At 62.7% G+C, this 22,107-nt stretch carries 22 protein-coding genes; 16 read left to right on the top strand and 6 right to left on the bottom strand.

Going from position 1 to position 22,107, the window contains the following annotated elements; all coding sequences use genetic code 11:
* Positions 1 to 383: 383 nt before the first annotated feature.
* Positions 384 to 1,160, bottom strand: coding sequence for a VOC family protein (locus EJ075_RS22925; protein ID WP_126105847.1), 777 nt, complete (start codon positions 1,158 to 1,160; stop codon positions 384 to 386).
* 195 nt (positions 1,161 to 1,355) lie between these two features.
* Between EJ075_RS22925 and EJ075_RS22930 the strand changes: the two genes are divergently transcribed.
* The 6 genes from EJ075_RS22930 (at position 1,356) to EJ075_RS22955 (ending at position 6,426) form a co-directional block, all read left to right on the top strand.
* Positions 1,356 to 2,072, top strand: coding sequence for a gamma-glutamylcyclotransferase (locus EJ075_RS22930; protein WP_126105848.1), 717 nt, complete (start codon positions 1,356 to 1,358; stop codon positions 2,070 to 2,072).
* Positions 2,073 to 2,212: 140 nt separating this feature from the next.
* A complete protein-coding gene (locus EJ075_RS22935) occupies positions 2,213 to 3,577 on the top strand; it encodes an NAD(P)-dependent oxidoreductase (protein ID WP_095482900.1) in 1,365 nt (454 codons plus the stop codon).
* A gap of 2 nt (positions 3,578 to 3,579) precedes the next feature.
* Positions 3,580 to 4,893, top strand: a complete 1,314-nt coding sequence (gene preA, locus EJ075_RS22940) for an NAD-dependent dihydropyrimidine dehydrogenase subunit PreA (protein ID WP_126105849.1) — start codon at positions 3,580 to 3,582, stop codon at positions 4,891 to 4,893.
* 111 nt (positions 4,894 to 5,004) lie between these two features.
* Complete coding sequence (locus tag EJ075_RS22945) at positions 5,005 to 5,517, top strand: Rrf2 family transcriptional regulator (protein WP_126105850.1); 513 nt, start codon at positions 5,005 to 5,007, stop codon at positions 5,515 to 5,517.
* Positions 5,518 to 5,529: 12 nt separating this feature from the next.
* The gene (locus EJ075_RS22950) at positions 5,530 to 5,988 is read left to right on the top strand and encodes a carboxymuconolactone decarboxylase family protein (protein WP_095482898.1); all 459 of its coding nucleotides are present in this window, start codon (positions 5,530 to 5,532) and stop codon (positions 5,986 to 5,988) included.
* A 60-nt stretch (positions 5,989 to 6,048) separates the two neighbouring features.
* The gene (locus EJ075_RS22955) at positions 6,049 to 6,426 is read left to right on the top strand and encodes a DoxX family protein (protein ID WP_095482946.1); all 378 of its coding nucleotides are present in this window, start codon (positions 6,049 to 6,051) and stop codon (positions 6,424 to 6,426) included.
* Positions 6,427 to 6,555: 129 nt separating this feature from the next.
* Here the strand turns inward: EJ075_RS22955 and EJ075_RS22960 are convergent, their stop codons facing one another.
* Both EJ075_RS22960 and EJ075_RS22965 read right to left on the bottom strand, forming a co-directional pair.
* Complete coding sequence (locus EJ075_RS22960; RefSeq protein WP_095482897.1) at positions 6,556 to 7,392, bottom strand: SDR family oxidoreductase; 837 nt, start codon at positions 7,390 to 7,392, stop codon at positions 6,556 to 6,558.
* Between the two features lie 219 nt (positions 7,393 to 7,611).
* The gene (locus EJ075_RS22965) at positions 7,612 to 8,241 is read right to left on the bottom strand and encodes a TetR family transcriptional regulator C-terminal domain-containing protein (protein WP_126105851.1); all 630 of its coding nucleotides are present in this window, start codon (positions 8,239 to 8,241) and stop codon (positions 7,612 to 7,614) included.
* A 254-nt stretch (positions 8,242 to 8,495) separates the two neighbouring features.
* Between EJ075_RS22965 and EJ075_RS22970 the strand changes: the two genes are divergently transcribed.
* The 5 genes from EJ075_RS22970 to EJ075_RS22990 all read left to right on the top strand — a co-directional run bounded on the left by EJ075_RS22970 (position 8,496) and on the right by EJ075_RS22990 (position 13,526).
* The gene (locus tag EJ075_RS22970; RefSeq protein ID WP_126105852.1) at positions 8,496 to 9,824 is read left to right on the top strand and encodes an aspartate aminotransferase family protein; all 1,329 of its coding nucleotides are present in this window, start codon (positions 8,496 to 8,498) and stop codon (positions 9,822 to 9,824) included.
* A 112-nt stretch (positions 9,825 to 9,936) separates the two neighbouring features.
* Positions 9,937 to 10,365 carry an endonuclease domain-containing protein gene (locus EJ075_RS22975; RefSeq protein WP_126105853.1) on the top strand — a complete coding sequence of 143 codons (429 nt, stop codon included), beginning with the start codon at positions 9,937 to 9,939 and terminating at the stop codon, positions 10,363 to 10,365.
* Positions 10,366 to 10,380: 15 nt separating this feature from the next.
* The gene (locus EJ075_RS22980; RefSeq protein WP_126105854.1) at positions 10,381 to 11,631 is read left to right on the top strand and encodes a Zn-dependent hydrolase; all 1,251 of its coding nucleotides are present in this window, start codon (positions 10,381 to 10,383) and stop codon (positions 11,629 to 11,631) included.
* A 63-nt stretch (positions 11,632 to 11,694) separates the two neighbouring features.
* Positions 11,695 to 13,146 (top strand): dihydropyrimidinase, encoded by a 1,452-nt coding sequence (gene hydA, locus EJ075_RS22985; protein WP_095482893.1) that lies wholly within the window; start codon positions 11,695 to 11,697, stop codon positions 13,144 to 13,146.
* Between the two features lie 2 nt (positions 13,147 to 13,148).
* Positions 13,149 to 13,526: a hypothetical protein gene (locus EJ075_RS22990; protein WP_126105855.1), complete on the top strand. Its 378-nt coding sequence runs from the start codon at positions 13,149 to 13,151 to the stop codon at positions 13,524 to 13,526.
* Between the two features lie 23 nt (positions 13,527 to 13,549).
* Here the strand turns inward: EJ075_RS22990 and EJ075_RS22995 are convergent, their stop codons facing one another.
* The gene (locus tag EJ075_RS22995; RefSeq protein WP_126105856.1) at positions 13,550 to 13,954 is read right to left on the bottom strand and encodes a cupin domain-containing protein; all 405 of its coding nucleotides are present in this window, start codon (positions 13,952 to 13,954) and stop codon (positions 13,550 to 13,552) included.
* Positions 13,955 to 14,082: 128 nt separating this feature from the next.
* Here EJ075_RS22995 and EJ075_RS23000 point away from each other — a divergent pair, with 128 nt between their 5' ends.
* The 5 genes from EJ075_RS23000 to EJ075_RS23025 all read left to right on the top strand — a co-directional run bounded on the left by EJ075_RS23000 (position 14,083) and on the right by EJ075_RS23025 (position 18,906).
* Complete coding sequence (locus EJ075_RS23000) at positions 14,083 to 14,874, top strand: ABC transporter ATP-binding protein (protein ID WP_126105857.1); 792 nt, start codon at positions 14,083 to 14,085, stop codon at positions 14,872 to 14,874.
* Between the two features lie 358 nt (positions 14,875 to 15,232).
* Positions 15,233 to 16,111 (top strand): ABC transporter permease, encoded by an 879-nt coding sequence (locus EJ075_RS23010; protein ID WP_126105858.1) that lies wholly within the window; start codon positions 15,233 to 15,235, stop codon positions 16,109 to 16,111.
* Positions 16,108 to 17,238 carry an ABC transporter permease gene (locus EJ075_RS23015; protein WP_126105859.1) on the top strand — a complete coding sequence of 377 codons (1,131 nt, stop codon included), beginning with the start codon at positions 16,108 to 16,110 and terminating at the stop codon, positions 17,236 to 17,238. Before EJ075_RS23010 ends, EJ075_RS23015 begins: the two co-directional genes overlap by 4 nt.
* A gap of 81 nt (positions 17,239 to 17,319) precedes the next feature.
* Positions 17,320 to 18,291: an ABC transporter substrate-binding protein gene (locus EJ075_RS23020; protein ID WP_095482887.1), complete on the top strand. Its 972-nt coding sequence runs from the start codon at positions 17,320 to 17,322 to the stop codon at positions 18,289 to 18,291.
* 165 nt (positions 18,292 to 18,456) lie between these two features.
* A complete protein-coding gene (locus EJ075_RS23025; protein ID WP_095482886.1) occupies positions 18,457 to 18,906 on the top strand; it encodes a CHRD domain-containing protein in 450 nt (149 codons plus the stop codon).
* A 243-nt stretch (positions 18,907 to 19,149) separates the two neighbouring features.
* Here the strand turns inward: EJ075_RS23025 and EJ075_RS23035 are convergent, their stop codons facing one another.
* Together EJ075_RS23035 and EJ075_RS23040 are read right to left on the bottom strand one after the other, a co-directional pair.
* Positions 19,150 to 20,799, bottom strand: coding sequence for a thiamine pyrophosphate-binding protein (locus EJ075_RS23035; protein WP_126105860.1), 1,650 nt, complete (start codon positions 20,797 to 20,799; stop codon positions 19,150 to 19,152).
* On the bottom strand, positions 20,796 to 21,971 hold the full coding sequence (locus EJ075_RS23040) for a CaiB/BaiF CoA-transferase family protein (RefSeq protein ID WP_126105861.1): 1,176 nt from the start codon (positions 21,969 to 21,971) through the stop codon (positions 20,796 to 20,798). The genes EJ075_RS23035 and EJ075_RS23040 overlap by 4 nt, the downstream gene beginning before the upstream one ends.
* Positions 21,972 to 22,107 lie beyond the last annotated feature (136 nt).

Raw genomic sequence — 22,107 nt, forward strand, 5'->3', positions numbered from 1 at the left:
GCGGTGCGGCTGTTCAATTTTGATAGGTATCGGGCTGGTTCAGTGTCCCGGCGCGATCAGCGCGAAATACGGGCGAGCCTCCGCCATGGGCACGATAGATTTCGCCTCGAGCGGTTCAGCTTTTGATAGAATCGCCGAACCGCTCTAAGTATTTGTTCTTACGCAATTCCGGACGGAAAACCGCTACGCACTTTTCCTGGAATTGCTCTAAGAACGCCGCCCGGATCGAATGGTACCTCCGGCTCCGCGAAGCTCTTTCGCTAACTCGCGCTCCCAATTCTTGCCGTCGCCGAACGACACATAGCCGTCCAACTCAGCAGCACCAAAAAGTTGCGGTGCTGACGCTGGATGATCCAGCGGCAGCACTCGGTTGGTCAGGACACCTACCGCACCGGCGCCATCAGCGCGAAATGAGCGCCTTGCGGATCCGTGCACTGCACGATCCAACCGCCGCCGGGAACCTCCATCGGGCCCATCAGGATCTTGCCGCCATTGTCGGTCACGCGCTTGGCCGCCGCGTCGATGGCCGGAACATTGAAATAGAACTGCCAGGCCGGCACCGGAATCTGCTCGGGCTTGTTCATCATGCCGCCAATAGGCTCGCCGCCGGCGGCGAAGAGCTGGTAGGTGCCCATCGGCCCCATATCCATGGCCTCGCCCTTGGTCCAGCCGAATTGCCCGGCATAGAAATCGAACGCGGCCTGCCAGTCGGTCGTATAGAGCTCATGCCAGCCGATATTGCCGGGCGTCGCCAATGGCAGCGGCGGCTGGTCGGGGCCATCCGGCTGCAGGAAGTTGAAGGCCGCGCCTTGCGGATCGGCAACGACGGCAAAGCGGCCGACGCCCGGAATGTCGTCGGGCTCGCGATGAACCGTACCGCCGGCCTCCTTCAACGATTTTGTCGAGGCATCGACATCCCTGGTGTGGATGTAGCCGATCCAGGCCGGCGGCATACCCATTTTGCGCACTTCGTCCGGCTGCGCCATCAGCCCGCCGACGCCGCGCTCGCCGACATTCATGACGATATAGCGCGGCATGCCGGGCGCGCCGTCGAAGGGCTGCGCCGTCCAGCCAACGACAGCGGTGTAGAACGCTTCGGCGGCGTCGAGATCGGTGGTTATCAGTTCGTACCAGAAGAAGGGCATCGGGGACTTTGGCATTATCGTGCTCCTTATGTTTCCAGTCGTGGGCGGTTTCCAGTTGTGGATTGTGGTTCGATTCATCCTAGGACGATCTTGGCGACGGAAATCCGACATCTGGGCCAGAAATCGATGGCGGCAAGGCGCCCCTCATTCGTAACCTTGCGCAAGTTGCAGTTTTCGACTTTGCTTGCCGTCAACGAGGGGTGTTGATCCATGCGCCGGATGTCGCTCACTTCAGAGCTTGTCGCGCTATGCCATCGGGAGGAGGCCGATCCCGGTCCCGATGGAAGCTGGACGCAACTGACCGATGAGGATTTCCAGACGCTTGCCTCCCGGCTGTCAGGCGAGGCGGACGAGGGACCGCTATGGGTGTTCGCCTATGGCTCGCTGATCTGGAAGCCGGCCTTCGAGTCCGTCGAACAGCAGCGCGCCACCGCTTTCGGCTGGCATCGATCTTTTTGCCTCGACATGGTCCGTTGGCGCGGCAGTGCCGAGCAGCCGGGCTTGATGATGGCGCTCGAACGGGGCGGGCGATGCATCGGGGTGATCTACCGTTTGCCGGAAGGCGAAAAACCGCTGCAGATCGAGAGATTGTTGCGGCGCGAAATCAGTGATCACGAGAGTATTGGCTCAGTCAGGTGGCTTCCCGTGCATACGGCTCAAGGCAGGCTCAGGGCGCTGGGCTTCTGGGTCGGTGTGACCGGCAGGGGCACCTCGCTCAACCAGCCTCTGGAGAGGGTTGCGCAAGTGCTGGCGCGGGCGTGCGGGCATGTCGGGTCCGGTGCCGAATATCTCTACAATACCGTCAGTCACCTGGAAGCGTTCGGCATTCGTGACCGCAATCTGTGGCGGCTGCAGGAACTGGTCGCGAACGAGATCAGGTCGATTCATGGCCGTGCCCCTGAGGTGGACCTCCTGTCTGCACAGTGATCGCGCGTGAAATAAAAACATGAGTATATATATCATGTTTTAATCAAGCCTTTTCAGCGGCTTGCATCGAAAATTGACCAATTGATAAAAAAACAAAACGTGTTAGCCTTGCTCAAAACCACAAGAAATGGGGAAGCGGAATGGCGACTGGTCATTTCAAGCAGGGCATTGCCGGCGGACGGCTTTCGCCTGAACAATATGCGGATAATTTTTCCGACCTGCATCCGCCGCTCGATCATCACGAGGCGCTGGTCGAGTCCGATCGCTGCTATTTCTGCTACGATGCGCCGTGCATGAACGCATGCCCGACCTCGATCGACATCCCGCTGTTCATCCGCCAGATCTCGACCGGCAATCCGATCGGCTCGGCCAAGACGATTTTCGACCAGAACATTCTGGGCGGCATGTGCGCCCGCGTCTGCCCGACCGAGACGCTGTGCGAAGAGGTCTGCGTGCGCGAAGTGGCGGAAGGCAAGCCGGTGCAGATCGGCCGCCTGCAGCGTTACGCCACCGATGTCGCGATGGCGCAGGACAAGCAGTTTTACCGGCGCGCTGAGCCGACCGGCAAGACGGTCGCCGTGGTTGGCGCCGGACCGGCGGGGCTTGCCGCCGCGCATCGGCTCGCCCGCCATGGTCATGAGGTGACCATCCTTGAGGCCCGCCCGAAGGCCGGCGGTCTCAATGAATACGGCATCGCCGCCTACAAGAGCATCGACAATTTCGCCCAGGCCGAGGTGGATTACGTCCTGTCGATCGGCGGCATCGAGGTTCAGAACGGCAAGGCGCTCGGTCGTGACTACCAGCTGTCGGACCTGACCAGGAATTACGACGCGGTGTTTCTCGGCATGGGGCTTGGCGGCGTCAACGCGCTGCGCGCCGATGGCGAGGAGGCGCAAGGCGTCACCAATGCGGTGGAGTTCATCGCCGAGCTTCGCCAGGCCAGCGACCTTGCCAGCCTGCCGGTTGGCCGGCGCGTCGTCGTCATTGGCGGCGGCATGACGGCGATCGACGCGGCGGTGCAGTCCAAGCTGCTCGGCGCCGAAGAGGTGACGATCTGCTACCGGCGTGGCCAAGAGCACATGAACGCCTCCGAATTTGAACAGGATCTCGCCGCCGCCAACGGTGTCACCATCCGTCACTGGCTGCAGCCGAAGCGGGTCATTGCCGAAGGCGGCAAAGTCTCGGGCATCGAGCTCGAATATACGGCGATGGATGGCGACAAGCTCGTCGGCACCGGCGAGCGGCTGACGCTTACCGCCGATCAGGTGTTCAAGGCGATCGGCCAGAGCTTTATTCCCTCGGCGCTCAACGGCAGCGGGGCCTTGCTTGCCTTGGAGGCCGGCCGCATAAAGGCCGATGCCGAAGGCCGCACCTCGCTGCCAAACGTCTGGGCCGGCGGCGACTGCATCTTTGGCGGCGACGACCTCACCGTCTCCGCCGTCGCGCAAGGCCGCGACGCGGCTGAATCGATCCACCGGGCACTGACCTCGAACGGGAGGGCATGAGCATGGCAGACATCCGCAACAATTTCGTCGGCATCAAATCGCCAAATCCGTTCTGGCTGGCGTCGGCGCCGCCGACCGACAAAGCCTACAACGTCATCCGCGCTTTTAAGGCGGGCTGGGGCGGCGTGGTGTGGAAGACGCTCGGCGAAGAGGGCCCGCCGGTGGTCAACGTCAACGGTCCGCGCTATGGCGCGATCTGGGGCGCCGACCGCCGCCTGCTCGGCCTCAACAACATCGAGCTGATCACCGACCGCGATCTGCAGGTCAATCTGCGCGAGATCAAGCAGGTCAAGAAGGACTGGCCCGACCGCGCCATCGTCGTCTCGCTGATGGTGCCTTGCGAGGAACACGCGTGGAAGGCGATCCTGCCGGTGGTCGAGGAGACGGAGGCCGACGGCATCGAGCTTAATTTCGGCTGCCCGCACGGCATGTCGGAACGCGGCATGGGTGCCGCCGTCGGCCAGGTGCCGGAATACATCGAAATGGTGGTGCGCTGGTGCAAGGCCAACACGCGAATGCCTGTTATCACCAAGCTGACGCCCAACATCACCGATGTGCGCAAGCCGGCGCGCGCCGCTCTTGCCGGCGGCACGGATGCGGTGTCGCTGATCAACACCATCAATTCGATCACCGGCGTCAATCTCGATAGTTTTGCGCCGGAGCCGACGATCGACGGCAAGGGTTCGCATGGCGGCTATTGCGGGCCGGCGGTGAAGCCGATCGCCATGAACATGGTGGCCGAAATCGCCCGTGATCCGGAAACGCATGGGCTGCCGATCTCCGGTATCGGCGGCATCACCACATGGCGCGACGCTGCCGAATTCATGGCGCTCGGCGCCGGCAATGTGCAGGTGTGCACGGCGGCGATGACCTATGGCTTCAAGATCGTGCAGGAGATGATCGCCGGCCTGGAAAACTGGATGGACGAGAAGGGCCATGCCTCGCTCGACGATATAATCGGCCGCGCCACGCCCAACGTCACCGACTGGCAATATCTCAACCTCAACTACGTCGCCAAGGCGCATATCGACCAGGAGGCCTGCATCAAATGCGGCCGCTGCCACATCGCCTGCGAGGACACTTCGCACCAGGCGATCACCAGCATGGTCGACGGCGTCAGGCATTTCGAGGTGATCGAGGCCGAATGCGTCGGCTGCAATCTCTGCGTCAATGTCTGCCCGGTCGAGAACTGCATCACCATGGAGCCGCTGGCGGCCGGCGTGATGGACCAGCGCACCGGCAGACCGGTATCGCCGGTCTACGCCAACTGGACGACGCATCCGAACAACCCGATGGCCAAGGTGGCGGCGGAATAGGGCGCAGCCCGTTTTGAAAAGCGGCGCCTGCATGCGCCGCTTTTTTCAAACGGCTATTGCAGATAAAATTTATCCACGATAAACTGTATCCATGAATAGGAGATCGGTACAATGAAGCTGGGTGAGGGTGTCGAAGCGGCCATCCATTGCGCCGCGATGCTTGCCGGCGTGGAAGGCGCGGCGACCATGCCGGGTGCTGCCATGGCCGAAGCGTTCGGCCTGTCGCCGAGCTATCTCCTCAAGCATCTCAATGCGCTGACGGCGTCGCGCATTCTGGAATCGGTGCCCGGGCCATCGGGCGGTTACCGGCTGGCGCGGCCGGCGGAGCGCATAACGCTGCTCGACATCGTGCTCGCCGTGGAAGGACGCGAACCGGCCTTTCGTTGCGGCGAAATCCGGCAGCGCGGCCCGGCCAGGCTCGACGCTTCCGCCTATGTGAAGCCGTGCGGCATCAGCGTCGCGATGATGAAGGCCGAGCGCGCCTATCGCGCCGCTCTTGCCGAGGCCCGGCTGTCCGAAATCGTGGCGGAATATGTGAGCGATGCCGATCCCCGTTCAGTCGCCGCGAACTGCGCCTTTGTCGAGCGCCATCAGCGACCGCAGAGTTCAACCAAGCAAGCGTGAAAGGCAAAGACGATGAAACAGAGGCTGCAATTCTTCGGCGCTGCGCCGGAAATCATGAAAGCGGTATCGGCGCTCAACAAGGCGGTCGACGAATGCGGGCTCGAGGAAAGCCTGTTGCATCTGATCAAGCTGCGGGCATCGCAGATCAATGGCTGTTCGTATTGCGTCGAGATGCACAGCCGCGAGGCGCGCCATGACGGCGAGACCGAGCAGCGGCTTTATCTCGTCTCCGCCTGGAAGGAATCGCCGCTGTTTTCCGAACGAGAACGCGCTGCCTTCGCCTGGACCGAAGCGGTGACGAAGATCGCCGATAACGGTGTCTCGGACGAACTCTATGCGCGCACGCTCGAGCATTTCTCGGAAGAGGAATTGGTCAAGCTGTCTGTCGCGCTTGGCATGATCAACGCCTGGAACCGGCTTTGCATCCCGTTCCAGGCCATTCATCCGATGCCGGCGGCGAAAGCTGCCTGAGCGGTCGAACCGGCGCGCGGCCTGGGCGCCGCGTGCCATTTTTGTTTGAGGATCAAGAACATGATGGCAAATTTTGAGAATGAAATTCTGTTTGCCGCCCGCCTGCTGCTTGGCGGCGCCTTTGTCTTTGCCGGTCTGCGCAACATCCAGAACGCTACCTTCCTGACCCAGCTGATGACGACACGCGGCGTGCCGCAGGCGCGGCTGATGCTGTGGCTGGGCATCGTCCTGCAGGTCGTCTCCGGAGCGCTGGTGATATCAGGTGTCTGGACCGCTGCCGCCGCCTTGTGCCTGGTGCTGTTCCTGATTGTCGCCACGCCGATGTTCCACAATTTCTGGGATCATCAGGGGCCCGAGCGGGCGTCCCGCATCAACGGCTTTGTCGGCAATGTGGCGTTGACTGGAGGGTTCCTGGCGCTGGTGGCGCAGCCGCTTTGACGGTTCGGACGGCCGCCTCGCGGCGGCAGCCGCCACGGTCTGTGGCGACATGCCAGTTTCCGCGCCGCGAGGCCGAAGCGGAAGAGCCGCCGACGATCACGGCATGTGAGGGTTTCTCGCTCGTGAACGTTATCCCTTCGATGTTAAGGTGGCCGGCTGACGCTCGACCAGGTCGAGGCTCAATGTCCGCAAATGCTGTCTTGCCTTTGCATCATAGGCCTGCGCGTTGGCGCGGGCTTCCCTCAGACCGTCGAAATACAGGCCGCTCCGCCCTTCCAGGTCAGGCGATATCGCAAGGTTAAGGATGGCGTCAGCGCCGGTCTCGACCGAGTTCCACGGCGTGACGCCGGCTTGCCGGACCATGGTCGTATTCATGTAGCTTGCCGGATGGAGGCTGTTGACGGTCACATTGCTGCCCTTCAGCTCCTGCGCCAGATCGATGGTGAACATGATCTGCGCCAGCTTGCTCTGGCAGTAGGCACGGACGCCATCGTAGCTGCGGGTCAGCATGACATCGTCGAAATCGATCGCCTGCTGGCCGGCCGAGGCGACGTTGACGATGCGCGCCGGCGCGCTCGCCTTGAGCAGCGGCAGAAGCTGCGATGTGAGCAGGAAGCCGGCGAGGTAGTTGACGGCAAAGCGCAGTTCGTAGCCGTCGGCGCTGACCTGTCGTTTGGTGCCGGCGGTGCCGATGCCGGCGTTGTTGATGAGGATATCGAGCCGATCCGTGCGGGCGCGGACAGCCTCGGCGAGACGGCGGATTTCGGCGAGCGACGAAAGGTCGGCGACGAGAAGCTCGGCCTTGCCGCCGGCGGTTTCGATCTCGGCGACCGTCGCCTTGCCTCGTGTCGCATCGCGGCCATGCACCAGGACACGCGCGCCGCCGGCGCCGAGCCTTTGCGCAACCACGCGGCCGACGCCGTCGGTCGATCCGGTGATGAGGATTGTCTTGTCGTTCAGTTCCATGCTTGAGCCTCCACATTGTTGCTCTGGATGGAAGATGGGGCATCCGACACGCCTCAAACAGTTCAAACATTATCCTGGCATCCATACTGCTATAATGGCGTCGATGGATTCCCCGACGCAATCAGCCGATGGTTGGCCGCAGCCCCGTAAGCTTCGTCATCGCAGGGCGTAGCAGCCGCGAAGCGATGCAGCGCAGATCCCAGGATGACGAAACGAGAGTTAGGTTTTCGGCTTCAGCCCGTCGATGAACAGCTGTTCCAGAAACCTTGCCGCATCCTCGAAGCGGCCGTCGCCGCCGCGGTTGGGGCCGAGCACGGCACGGACCTGAACGTCGAAATCGGCATAATGCTGCGTTGTCGCCCAGATCGAGAAGATCAGGTGCCAGGGGTCGGTGCGGGCGATCTTGCCGGCGCGCATCCAGCCTTTGATGACGGCGGCCTTCTCGTCGACCAGCGTCTTCAGCTCGCCCTCCAGCATCGGCATGATGCGCGGCGCGCCCTGCAAGATCTCGTTGGCGAACAGCCGGCTTTCCCTAGGGAAATCGCGCGCCATTTCGAGCTTGCGCCTGATATAGCTGCGCAATTCGGTCAGCGGGTCGCCGATATCGTCGAGCTCGCGCAGCGGCGCGAGCCAGGTATCCAGAAGCCGCTGCATCAGCGTCTCGTGGATGTCCTCCTTGCGGCGGAAATAATAGAGCAGGTTAGGCTTCGACATGCCGGCGGCTTCCGCGATCTGGTCGATGGTCGAGCCGCGAAAGCCGTGGGTTGAGAAGACCTCGAGCGCCGCCTCCAGGATGAGCTCGCGCTTTTCCTGCTGGATGCGGGTGCGGCGAGGGGCGGGGACTTCCATATCGGCCGTCACCCCGGCAGACCTTGGGTTGGAGGGCGATCTGGACCAATTCTCTGGACCAGTTTTTCCCCGGCCTGTGGAGCGCGCTTCAACTGCCGCATTTCCGCTAGTAATCCCTTGACCGCCGACAGGGCGGTGCTAACGTTTGTCCAATCGGTCAAAATTTGCGTAGCACGAAAACGCAGCAGAGACCAAGTGTCGGAAAGACCAAGCGTTAGCCGCACCGAAACAGGTTACAAGGGGAAGTCTTGGTCATGTCCAACCGGCTGAAAGTCACGCCGAACGATCTCAGCGCATTCTGGATGCCGTTCACGGCAAACCGGCAGTTCAAACAGGCGCCTCGCATGATGGTGTCCGCCAAGGACATGCATTACACGACGAGCGACGGGCGCAAGGTTCTCGACGGCACCGCCGGCCTGTGGTGTGTCAACGCCGGCCACTGCCGGCCGAAGATCACCGAGGCGATCCAGCAACAGGCCGCCGAACTCGACTATGCGCCGGCCTTCCAGATGGGCCATCCGATCGTCTTCGAGCTGGCGAACCGCTTGGTCGACATCGCGCCGAAGGGCATGGACCATGTGTTCTTCACCAATTCCGGATCCGAATCGGTCGAGACCGCGCTGAAGATGGCGATCTCCTATCACCGCGCCAAAGGCGAGGGCTCGCGCACCCGCCTGATCGGCCGCGAGCGCGGCTATCATGGCGTCAATTTCGGCGGCATCTCGGTCGGCGGCATCGTCACCAATCGCAAGATGTTCGGCACGCTGCTCGGCGGCGTCGACCACATGCCGCACACGCATCTGCCGGAGAAGAATTCGTTCACCAAGGGCGTGCCCGAGCATGGCGCGGAATTGGCCAACGAGTTGGAGCGCATCGTCGCGTTGCATGATGCCTCGACCATCGCGGCCGTCATCGTCGAGCCGGTGGCCGGTTCCACTGGCGTCATCCTGCCGCCGAAGGGCTATTTGCAGAAGCTGCGCGAGATCTGCACCAAGCACGGCATCCTTTTGATCTTCGACGAGGTCATCACCGGCTTCGGCCGCCTTGGCACGCCATTCGCCGCTGACTATTTCGGCGTCACGCCCGATATCATGACCACCGCCAAGGGCGTCTCCAACGGCGTCATCCCGATGGGCGCGGTGTTCGTGAAGAAGGAAATCCACGACGCCTTCATGACCGGTCCCGAGCATATGATCGAGTTCTTCCACGGCTATACCTATTCGGGCAACCCGATCGCCTGTGCGGCTGCGCTCGGCACGCTCGACACCTACAAGGAAGAGGGGCTGCTGACCCGCGGCGAGGAACTGGCGCCGTATTGGGAAGACGCGCTGCATTCGCTGAAGGGCGAGCCGAACGTCATCGACATCAGAAACATCGGCCTGATCGGCGCGATCGAGCTGGCGCCCATCCCCGGCAGTCCGACCAAGCGTGCCTTCTCGGCTTTCGTCAAGGCGTTTGAGCGCGGCGCCCTGATCCGCACCACCGGCGACATCATCGCGCTGTCACCGCCGCTGATCATCACCAAGGGCCAGATCAATGAATTGATCGACCATGTGCGTGAAGTGCTGAGGGCAGTGGATTGAGAAACTGGGCGCAGCTTTCCCTCCCCCTTGAGGGGAGGGTGGCCGCGAAGCGGTCGGGTGGGGTCGGTGGCGACGCGCGCCGACCTGATCTCTTGCTGCGAGATTGTTTCTGATGCCCCGTACCCGCGTGAGCTTCGAAATGCGTCAAAAGGCGCGCGCGCTTCGAGTTCATGCGACCAAGGGCGAATCCCTGCTGTGGTATGAACTGCGCGAGCTGAAATCGGCCGGCATCAAGTTCCGCCGCCAGTGTCCGATTGGGCCCTATATCGTTGACTTTGCCTGCCTCGCGGTAAAGCTGGTCGTGGAAGTGGATGGTGATCTGCACGAGCAGGAACTGGGCAAACGGCACGATGCTGTCCGTGACGCCTATCTGCGATCGCTCGGGTTCGATATCTTTCGCGTCGATGAGCCCGATGTCATAAACAGCGCTTGGCATGTGGCGCAGGCGGTCAAGGAGAAAGTCGCGCGCATGTTCGGCGACCCCACCCGACCGCTTCGCGGCCACCCTCCCCTCGAGGGGGAGGGGGACGCCGCGCAATAGATGAGAGGAATTTGAATGGCCGCACCCGGCGAGAATCTGCGAATCAATTCAGACCGTTTGTGGGATTCGATAATGGAGATGGCGAAGATCGGCCCCGGCATTGCCGGCGGCAACAATCGCCAGACATTGACCGATGAGGACGGCGAAGGGCGGCATCTGTTCAAGCGCTGGTGCGAAGCGGCGGGGCTCGAAATGGGCCTCGACGAGATGGGCACGATGTTTGCCCGCCGCGAAGGCACCGACCCTGATCTGCCGCCTGTCTATGTCGGTAGCCATCTCGATACTCAGCCGACCGGCGGCAAGTATGACGGCGTGCTCGGCGTGCTTGGCGGGCTGGAGATCGTGCGCTCGCTCAACGAGCTCGGCATCAAGACCAAACATCCGATCGTCGTCACCAACTGGACGAACGAGGAAGGTGCGCGCTTTGCGCCGGCCATGATGGCATCCGGCGTTTTTGCCGGCGTCCTCGACCAGGCCGATGTCTATTCGCATGTCGACAAGGACGGCAAGAAGTTTGGCGAGGAGCTCGAACGCATCGGCTGGAAGGGCGCCGAGAAAGTCGGTGACCGCAAGATACACGCCTTCTTCGAGCTGCATATCGAGCAAGGGCCGATCCTCGAGGACGAGGGCATCGATATCGGCGTCGTCACCCATGGCCAGGGGCTGAAATGGCTGCAGGTGACGCTGACCGGCAAGGAGGCGCATACCGGCTCGACGCCGATGCCCAAGCGCCGCAACGCCGGGCTCGGCATGGCGCGGGTGATCGAGCTGGTTCACGAGATCGCCATGGACTACCAGCCCGACGCCGTCGGCGCGGTCGGCCATATGGAGGTCTATCCGAACTCGCGCAACATCATCGCCGGACGCACCGTATTCACCATCGACATCCGCTCGCCGGAAAAGGAAGTGCTGGACGCGATGGACGGGCGCATCCGTGAGGGGATCGACACGATCTGCGAAGCGCTCGACATCAAATACGTGATCGATCAGGTCGGCCATTTCGATCCGGTCACCTTCGATGCGGGCTGCGTCAAGGCTGTGCGGGAAGCGGCAGAGCGCTTGGGTTATACGCATCGCAACATCGTCTCCGGGGCCGGCCACGACGCCTGCTGGATCAACCGCGTCGCGCCGACGGCAATGGTGATGTGCCCGTGCGTCGATGGCCTGTCGCACAACGAGGCCGAAGAGATCTCCAAGGAATGGGCGGCGGCCGGCGCCGATGTTTTGTTCCATGCGGTGGTGGAGACGGCTGTCATCGTGGAGTGAGCTAGAAACCAAGATTCCGAACGCCGCTCGCCAGAAGCGCGAAGAGAACAAGGGAACAAGAAAATGTCCAAAGTCATCAAGAACGGCACCATCGTGACCGCCGACCGCAGCTGGAAGGCCGACGTGCTGTTCAAGCACGGCAAGATCATCGCCATCGGCCCGGATCTGCATGGCGACCACGAGTTCGACGCCACCGGCTGCTATGTGATGCCGGGCGGCATCGACCCGCATACCCATCTCGAAATGCCGTTCATGGGCACATACTCGGCCGATGATTTCGAGAGCGGCACGCGCGCCGCGCTTGCCGGCGGCACCACCATGGTTGTCGATTTCTGCCTGCCGGCGCCGCAGCAGTCTCTGCTCGAGGCCTTGCAGATGTGGGACAACAAGACCTCGAAAGCATCCTGCGACTATTCCTTCCACATGGCGATCACCTGGTGGGGCAAGCAGGTGTTCGACGAGATGGCCACCGTCGTCGACAAGGGCATAACCTCGTTCAAGCACTTCATGGCCTACAAGGGGGCGCTGATGGTCGACGACGACGAGATGTATTCGTCGTTCCAGCGTTGCGCCGATCTTGGCGCGCTGCCGCTGGTCCATGCCGAGAATGGCGACGTGGTTGCCGCCCTGTCGCAGAAGCTGCTGGCCGCGGGCAATAACGGCCCCGAAGGGCACGCCTATTCGCGCCCGCCGGAAGTGGAAGGCGAGGCGACCAACCGCGCCATCATGATCGCCGACATGGCCGGCGTGCCGCTCTATGTCGTCCACGTCTCCTGCGAGCAGGCCCATGAAGCCATTCGCAGAGCGCGACAGAAAGGCATGCGCGTGTTTGGCGAGCCATTGATCCAGCATCTGACGCTCGATGAGAGCGAATATTTCGACAAGGACTGGGACCATGCGGCGCGCCGGGTGATGAGCCCGCCCTTCCGCAACAAATTGCATCAGGATTCGCTGTGGGCCGGCCTGCAGGCCGGATCGCTGCAAGTGGTGGCGACCGACCATTGCGCCTTCACCACCAGCCAAAAGCGCAACGGCGTCGGCGATTTCACCAAAATCCCGAACGGCACCGGCGGGCTCGAGGACCGTTTGCCAGTGCTGTGGACGGCGGGCGTCAACACCGGCCGGCTGACGATGAACGAATTCGTCGCGGTGACCTCGACCAACATCGCCAAGATCCTCAACATGTATCCGAAGAAGGGCGCCATCGTCGAAGGCGCGGACGCCGACATCGTGGTCTGGGACCCGAAGCGAAAGAAGACGATCACCTCCAAGAAACAGCAATCGGTGATCGACTACAACGTCTTCGAAGGTTTTGAGGTCACCGGCCTGCCGCGCTTTGTCTTCTCGCGCGGCGAACTGTCGATCCAGGAGGCTGAGGTCAAGGCGAAGCCCGGCCATGGCGAGTTCGTCGGCCGCGAGCCGAATGCAGCGGTCAACCGGGCGCTGTCGACCTGGAAGGAGATTTCTGCGCCGCGCAAAGTGGAACGCACAGGTATTCCGGCGACCGGGGTCTGAACATGCACGCTGTTCATGTCGCCATAGCAGCCGCGGCCCTGCTGGCCGCCGGCCAGGCTTCGGCCGCCGCGATCGACCTTTCCAAGCCCTATGGCAACAAGTCAGGCTGTATCAACAAGAACGGTCAGCAGGTCTATGCCGAGGACATGCTGCTCCTGACCGACAAGGAATTCATCACCGTGGCCAGCGCCTGCACTTTCACCGAAAAGCAGGCACAGGCCGACGGTTCGCTGGTGGTGAAATCACTGTGCGACGCGGAAGGCGAGGAAGGTCAGTCGCCAATCCAGTTCACCATCAGGCGCAGCCTGAAGAACGCCAAGAGGCTGGTGATTGCCGACGAGGACGGCCTGGTCATGGGGGAAGTCTCCCGTTGCCGATGATGGCCGCTGCCTCAGCGTCGGCCTCAGGCGACCTGCCTATCCAGTTGCGGCAGCAGGACGACGCTTTCCTGTTCGTTGGGATCGGTGCGGGCGATGACCGCCGAGGCCGGGCTGGCGCTCAGATTGGCCGGCAGATGCGGCACTCCGGCAGGAATGTAGAAGAGGTCACCGGACTTGACCACGATCTGCTGTTCGAGCCGGTCGCCATACCAGGTATGGACCTCGCCGGAGAGCACATAGATCGCCGTCTCATGGCTTTCATGCATGTGCGCCTTGGCGCGGGCACCGGGGGGCATGGTGAGCAGGTGCATGCAGATACCGGAGGAACCGACGGTCTCGGCGGCGATGCCGGTGAAATAACTCAGTCCCTGCTTGCCTTCATAAGAGCTTTCAGGGCGGATAAGATGACAAGTGGGTTTGGGCGACATCGGGGCGACTCTCGATCGAGTGGGAACTCTCAGCCGGACAGGACGGGGCGAGTGGAAAGCAACATCGAGGAAAGATCAACCGGATTCCGACCGGCGCGGCAGCGGTGCGAAAAGGCAGGCTGCGGCCTATGACGGGAGCATCGCCAGCCGTCGTTTCGGCAAGCAAGCTCGGCCTGACCTTCCAAACCAGTGACGGTCCGGTGCAGGCATTGTCGAATGTCGACCTGACCATCGGCAAGGGTGAATTCGTGTCCTTCATCGGGCCATCCGGCTGCGGCAAGACGACCTTGCTGCGGGTCATCGCCGATCTGGAGAAGCCGACCTCGGGAGCCATCTCCGTCAACGGCATGACGCCCGAGCAGGCGCGTGAGAGCCGCGCCTATGGCTATGTCTTCCAGGCGGCCGCACTTTATCCGTGGCGCACGATCTCGCGCAATGTGGCGCTGCCGCTGGAGATCATGGGCCTGTCAAAGGCAGAGCAGGCGGCGCGGATCAAGCGCACGCTCGATCTCGTCAACCTGTCCGGCTTCGAGCAGAAATACCCCTGGCAGCTTTCCGGCGGCATGCAGCAGCGCGCCTCGATCGCGCGGGCGCTGGCCTTCGATGCCGATCTTTTGTTGATGGACGAGCCGTTCGGCGCGCTGGACGAGATCGTGCGCGACCATCTCAACGAACAACTGCTGGAACTGTGGGAACGGACCAACAAGACCATCTGCTTCGTCACCCATTCCATTCCCGAGGCGGTCTACCTCTCGACGCGCATCATCGTCATGTCGCCGCGTCCGGGCCGCGTCAGCGACGTCATCGAATCGACGCTGCCGAAGAAGCGGCCGCTCGACATCCGCGAGACGCCGGAATTCCTGGCGATCGCCGCGCGCGTGCGTGATGGGCTCAGAGCAGGGCACAGCTATGATGATTGAGGCGGTGGGGAACGGGCTTTCGCATTCGCCTCACGAGGGAGCGGCTAACCACGCGTTCGTCATCCTAGGGCGGAGCAGCCGCGAAGCGGCGTGCGCAGACCCTAGGATCCATGCCGTGACGTTGGCCGAAGGGCCTAAGCGGTCGAGAATGTCCGCCAGGCAAGGCACGGCAGCGGGCCCTTTCTTTGGGTCGGGACCACTATTCCGCACCGTTGCGGGGCGGGGAGGTAACGGCATGGATCCTAGGGTCTGCGCCGCGTCGCTTCGCTCCTTGCTTCGCCCTAGGATGACGAAGAACGGGCATGACCACTCTCTCCCGTCGGGGAGAGGAGCGCATTCATCGTGCGAGCGTCGCTAGATGGACTCCTTTCGCGACAAGCTCATCCCGGTGACCTCGATCCTCGCGGGCGTGGTGGTCGTCTGGTATGTGTTCGCCGTCATCCTCAACGCGCCGTTCCAGCGCGATCTCGACCGCCGCGCCGGCGAGACGCCTGATGTTGTGGAATTTATCGGCAAGACGATGTCGCAGCCGAAGCCGACACTGCCGGCGCCGCATCAGGTGGCGGTGAATTTCTTCGAGAACACGTTTCTGCGCAAGATCACCAGCAACCGCAGCCTTGTCTACAATGCCTGGGTGACGCTGTCCTCGACGTTGCTCGGCTTCGCGTTCGGCACCGCGCTCGGCATCGTCATCGCCGTCGGCATCGTGCATGTGGCGACGCTCGACCGCAGCCTGATGCCGTGGATCATCGCTTCGCAGACGATTCCGATCCTGGCGGTGGCGCCGATGATCATCGTCGTGCTGGCGGCGATCGGCGTCACCGGCCTGATCCCGAAGGCGCTGATCTCGACCTATCTGTCGTTCTTCCCGGTGGCCGTCGGCATGGTGAAGGGCCTGCGCTCGCCCGAGCTCACCCATCTCGATCTGATGCATACCTACAATGCCAGCCCTTCGCAGACCTTCTGGAAATTGCGTGTGCCGGCGTCGGTGCCGTTCCTGTTCACCTCGATGAAGGTGGCGGTCGCCGCCAGTCTGGTCGGCGCCATCGTCGGCGAACTGCCGACCGGCGCCGTCGCCGGCATCGGTGCCAAGCTGCTCGCCGGTGCTTATTACAGCCAGACCATCGACATCTGGTCGGCGCTGGTTGCCGGCTCGGTGGTGGCAGCCCTGCTGGTGATGGTCGTCGGCATTGCCGGGCGCATCGTCGATCGCGCCATGGGCGGGAGACCGGCATGAACTCCCTCCTTTCGTCGATCACGCCTCGTTCCTGGCAAGGGGTTGCCGCGCTCGTACTTCTTGCCGGCGCGCTGCTTCTTTGGCCACTTGTCGATGCCACGCCCGGTTACGGTACGGCGACCGTGGCTTTGATTTTCTTCTTGCTGCTCCTTGCAATTGCTGCCGACAACTTTCCACCGGTGATTGGGGTGGTATTGCTTTTCCTTGGCGCGCATGGCGCGGCGTGGCTGCTGCTCGCGGGCATAGCCGGCAATGAAGGCACCGCCGGCGCATCCTTCTATCTGCTGCTTGCCGCCGCATGGCTGTTGGCTTGGCGCTGCGTCACGGTCCTGTCCGCGCTTCGCCCGACCTCGCGCTGGGCGGCGACCGCTTTGAGGCTGATCATCCCGGCGATCTTCGGCGCCTGGATCCTGATCATCTGGGAGGCGGTGACGCGCGGCGCGGGCGTCCCCTTCATCCTGCTGCCGCCGCCAAGCGCCATCGGCGTGCGCATCGCCAATTCGCTGCCGGTTCTGGCCGCCGACGTGCGGCAGACCATCTTCAAGGCGGTGATCTTCGGCTATGTCGTCGGCAGCGGTGCCGGCTTCCTCGCCGCCATCGCGGCCGACCGCGTGCCGTTCCTGCGCCGCGGTTTGCTGCCGATCGGGAACATGGTGTCGGCGTTGCCGATCATCGGCGTGGCGCCGATCATGGTCATGTGGTTCGGCTTCGACTGGCAGTCGAAGGCCGCCGTCGTCATCATCATGACCTTCTTCCCGATGCTGGTGAATACGGTCGCCGGCCTTGCCGCCTCCGGCCATATGGAGCGCGACCTGATGCGCACCTATGCGTCGAGCTATTGGCAGACGCTGTTCAAGCTGCGGTTGCCGGCGGCAGCCCCCTTCATCTTCAACGCACTGAAGATCAATTCGACGCTGGCGTTGATCGGCGCCATCGTCGCGGAGTTCTTCGGCACACCGGTGGTCGGCATGGGATTCCGGATTTCGACCGAGGTCGGACGGATGAACATCGACATGGTCTGGGCCGAAATCGCAGTTGCAGCACTTGCGGGTTCGGTCTTTTATGGCGTGGTCGCTCTTTTCGAGAGAGCAGTCACGTTTTGGCATCCCTCCGTCCGTGGTGGATAGGGCGGTGGCGGGTTTGGAATCAGGAGCGCATTGAAGGTCCTGATCCTAAAGGGTGAACACTTAACTTCAGAGGGTAAAAACATGAAAAGACTTGTTATTTCGATGCTGGCCGGCGCGATGTCGCTTGCCGCGTTCCAGGCGATGGCCGCAGACAAGGTGACGCTGCAGCTGAAATGGGTCACGCAGGCCCAGTTCGCCGGCTACTACGTCGCCAAGGACAAGGGGTTCTATGAGGCCGAAGGCCTCGACGTCGAGATCAAGCCGGGCGGCCCCGATATCGCGCCCGAGCAGGTGATCGCCGGCGGCGGCGCCGATGTCATCGTCGACTGGATGGGCGGCGCGCTGGCCGCACGCGAAAAGGGCGTGCCGCTGGTCAATATCGCCCAGCCGTTCAAGAAGGCCGGCATGCAGCTGGTCTGCCCGAAGGATGGCCCGATCAAGACCGAAGCCGACTTCAAGGGCCATACGCTCGGCGTCTGGTTCTTCGGCAACGAATATCCGTTCTACGCCTGGATGAACAAGCTCGGCCTGAAGACCGACGGCGGTCCGGACGGCGTCACCGTGTTGAAGCAGAGTTTCGACGTGCAACCGCTGATCCAGAAGCAGGCGGATTGCATTTCGGTCATGACCTACAACGAATACTGGCAGCTCATCGACGCCGGCTACAAGCCGGAAGAACTGATCGTGTTCAACTACTCGGCGATGGGCAACGACCTGCTTGAGGACGGGCTCTATGCGTCCGAGGACAAGCTCAAGGATCCGGCCTTCGAGGACAAGATGGTGCGTTTCGTGCGCGCCTCGATGAAGGGCTGGAAATACGCCGTCGACAATTCCGACGAGGCGGCCGGCATCGTCATGGACAATGGCGGCCAGGACGAGAACCATCAGAAGCGCATGATGGGCGAAGTCGCCAAGCTGATCGACAACGCCGACGGCAAGCTCGACCCGGCGACCTACGCACGCACCGCCAAGGCGCTGCTTGACCAGAAGATCATCACCAAGGAGCCGACCGGCGCCTACACGACCGCCATCACCGACAAGGCGATCAAGTAGGGCGATCAACTGGGCTTCTGAAGCCTGCATTCGAAAAGGGGCGGGCGACCGCCCCTTTTTGTTGGGACGTAAAATAGGCCGTTACCGGTGGAAACATCTGCTCGCACAACCGTTGTTGCGGTGCATCCAGCTTCAGCGGATGTCATCGCCACAACGGAGATTTCCATGCGCATGCAATCCTTCTCGCCGATGCTTTCGGCGCTGGCCGTTTCGGCTTCGTTCCTGTGCGCTTCACCGGCTTTGGCCGACATGATGAAGATGAAGGCGACGCTGGATGGCGCTCAGCAGAATCCGCCCATCACCACCGAGGGCAAGGGTACCGCCGCTCTCGTCTTCGACACCGCCACGAAACAGCTCACCTGGAACGTGACGTATTCAGGTCTCAGTGGGCCTGCGACGGCCGGACATATTCACGGTCCGGCAGCAAAGGGTGAAAATGCCGGCGTCGCCGTCCCGTTCAAGGGCGCTCCGAAAAGCCCGTTCAAGGGGGCGGCGGTGCTGACCGACGCGCAGGCTGCCGACCTGATGGCCGGCAAATATTACATCAACATCCATACGGCGGCCCACGAGGATGGCGAGATCCGCGGGCAGATCGAGAAGGCGGCGACGATGTAGCGCAATGTCGCCCGAGGGTGACTATAGCGCTGCATTAGCCCGTCGAAGTTTGCGGGACAGCGCCCCCCTCTGTCCTGCCGGACATCTCCCCCACAAGGGGGGAGATCGGCAGCTTTGGCGTTGGCGCCTGTTCAACTTCGAAAATTGGAGAAAGCAGTCGCGACATCCAATCTCCCCACCAGTGGGGGAGATGTCCGGTAGGACAGAGGGGGCGCGAAGGAACTCGGCCTATGCGTCTGACGCTCAGGACCTGTCGCGGATCTGGGTCATCGTCCGGGTCGGCGTGATGGCCTCGGGGTCGAGCCTGATCTCGACGATCGACGGCTTGCCGCTGGCGCGGGCGCGTTCGAAGGCCGGCGCGAAGTCGGCCGTCTTCTCGACCGTTTCTCCGTGGCCGCCATAGGCGCGGGCCAAAGCCGCGAAGTCGGGATTTCTGAGATCGGTGGCGACGACACGGCCCGGATACTCGCGCTCCTGATGCATGCGGATGGTGCCGTAGATGCCGTTGTTGACGACGACGACGATGATCGGCAGATCGTATTGCACGGCGGTGGCGAACTCCTGCCCGTTCATCAGGAAGCAGCCGTCGCCGGCAAAGGCGATCACGTCGCGCTCGGGAAACAATTCCTTGGCGGCGACCGCCGCCGGCGTGCCGTAGCCCATCGAGCCGGAGGTCGGTGCTGCCTGCGTGGCGAAGCGCCGGGAACGGTGGAAGCGGTGCACCCAGGTTGCGTAGTTGCCGGCGCCGTTGGTGAGGATCGCATCGTCGGGCAGCATCGTTTCGAGATAGTTCATGATCGGTCCCATCTGGACGGCGCCGGGACCACTTTCGGGCGGTGTCGACCAGTCGAGATAGGCGGCGTGCAGCTTCGGTGTTTCATCCGCCCAGACCGGCGTGACGGCCGGCTTGCGCCCGGCGAAGGCTTCGACGAAAGCGGAAGGCGAGGCGTTGATCGCCAGCGTTGGTCGGTAGACGCGGCCGAGCTCGCTGGCATCGGCGTGGACATGGACCAGCGTCTGGTCGGGGTAGGGGCTCTTGAGCAGCGTGTAGTCGGAGGATGGCATCTCGCCCATGCGGCCGCCGACGAGCAGCACGAGGTCGGCCTGCTTGATGGCGGTCGCCAGCTTCGGGTTGATGCCGATGCCGACATCGCCGGCATAGTTCGGGTGTAGATGATCGAACAGCATCTGGCGGCGGAAGGAGCAGCCGACCGGCAGCGACCAGGTTTCGGCGACCGTCCGCATCCGCGCGACGGCCTCCGCATCCCAGCGCGTGCCGCCGAGGATAACGAAGGGGCGCTTCGCCCTGTTGAGGAGCTTTTCGAGAGCATCGAGCTCGGCCTCGCCCGGCCGCGTTTCGACCGGCGTGTGGGGCAGGGCTTCTGGCGCGTCGGCAAGGCTGGTCAGCATGTCTTCCGGCAGCGAGATGACGACCGGGCCGGGGCGGCCGGACGTCGCCACCGCGAAGGCCCGCGTGACGAATTCGGGAATACGCGCGGCATCGTCGATCTCGACCACCCATTTGGCGATGTCACCGAAGAACCTGACGTAGTCGACCTCTTGGAAGGCTTCGCGCTCCTTGGCGTGGCTGGCGACCTGGCCGATAAACAGGATGACAGGAACCGAATCCTGCATGGCGATGTGGATGCCGGCCGAGGCGTTGGTGGCGCCGGGGCCGCGGGTGACGAAGCAGATGCCGGGCTTGCCGGTCAGGCGGCCATGGCAGTCGGCCATCATCGCAGCTCCGCCTTCCTGGCGGCAGACGATGGTGCGGATCGGCGAATCGTGCAGCGCGTCGAGCACCGCAAGATAGGATTCTCCGGGCACGCAATAGATGCGGTCGGTGCCGTTGGCTTCGAGCGCATCGACGATCAGTTGTCCGCCGGTCTTCATTTTCCTGATCTCTCCAGTTCGGCAAGGATTTCTGCGGTGTGCTCGCCCAGACGCGGCGAGGGCCGCTCGTAGACCAGCGGCGTGCCCGACATGACCATCGGCGCGCGCACCGAAGGCAAGAGATTGCCGTGGCCGTCGTCGAGGTCGAGCCGCATGCCGCGCGCGATGGTCTGCGGGTCGGCGAACATCTCGCCGATCGTGTTGATCGGGCTGGCAGGCACGCTTGCCGCCTCCAGCTTGGCCAGCAGCGGATCGCGATCGAAGGTTTTTAGCGCCTCGATTATATGCTCGCGCAATTTCGCCCGGTTGGCGACCCGGGCGGGATTGGTGGCGAAATCGGGGTTCGATGGCAGGTCGACCAATCCGACGGCCGCGCAGAATTTGGCGAACTGGCCGTCATTGCCGATGGCCAGGATGATGTGGCCGTCCTTCACCGGCACCACTTCGTAGGGCGCGATGTTCATATGCGCATTGCCCATCTGCACAGGCGATTTGCCGGAGACCAGATAATTGAGGTTTTGGTTGCCGAGCGCCGAGATCTGGGTGTCATAGAGCGCCATGTCGATGTGCTGGCCTTCGCCGGTTTTCTCGGCGTGGCGAAGCGCGGCCTGGATGGCGATCACCGAATAGAGGCCGGTGAAAATGTCAGAGATGGCGACGCCGGCCTTTTGCGGCTCGCGGCCAGCCTCGCCGGTGATCGACATCATGCCGGCCATGCCCTGGATGATGAAGTCATAGCCGGCGCGTGGCGCATAGGGTCCATCCTGGCCGAAGCCGGTGATCGAGCAATAGATCAGCCGCGGGTTGCTCTTGCGCAAGCTGTCATAGTCGAGCCCGTATTTCCTGAGGCCGCCGAGCTTGAAGTTCTCGATCAGCACGTCTGAGGTCGCGACCAGCCGGCGGATCGTCTCGGCGCCTTCGGGCGTCGAGAAATCGACAGCGATGGAGCGCTTGCCGCGATTGCAGGAATGGTAATAGGCGGCGGAAAGGTTCTCGCCGTCATGGCTCATGACGAAGGGCGGACCCCATTTGCGGGTGTCGTCGCCGCCGTCCGGGCTCTCGACCTTGATGACGTCTGCACCGAGATCGGCAAGCAGCTGCCCGGCCCACGGCCCGGCCAGGATGCGGGCGAGTTCGATTACGCGGATGCCTTTCAGCGGAGGCTCGGTCATGGATCACCGTGATTGGTCGGAAGCGCAGCCTTGGATTTCTTTTTTGTGCATGTCGTTGTCCCAAAACCGCTGCGCACTTTTGGGCAACATGCACTATCAATCCCGCGTGCTGCTGTCACGGCTCTTGCAATGGGCC

Source organism: Mesorhizobium sp. M6A.T.Cr.TU.016.01.1.1 (assembly GCF_003952585.1).
Classification (GTDB): Bacteria; Pseudomonadota; Alphaproteobacteria; order Rhizobiales; family Rhizobiaceae; genus Mesorhizobium; species Mesorhizobium mediterraneum.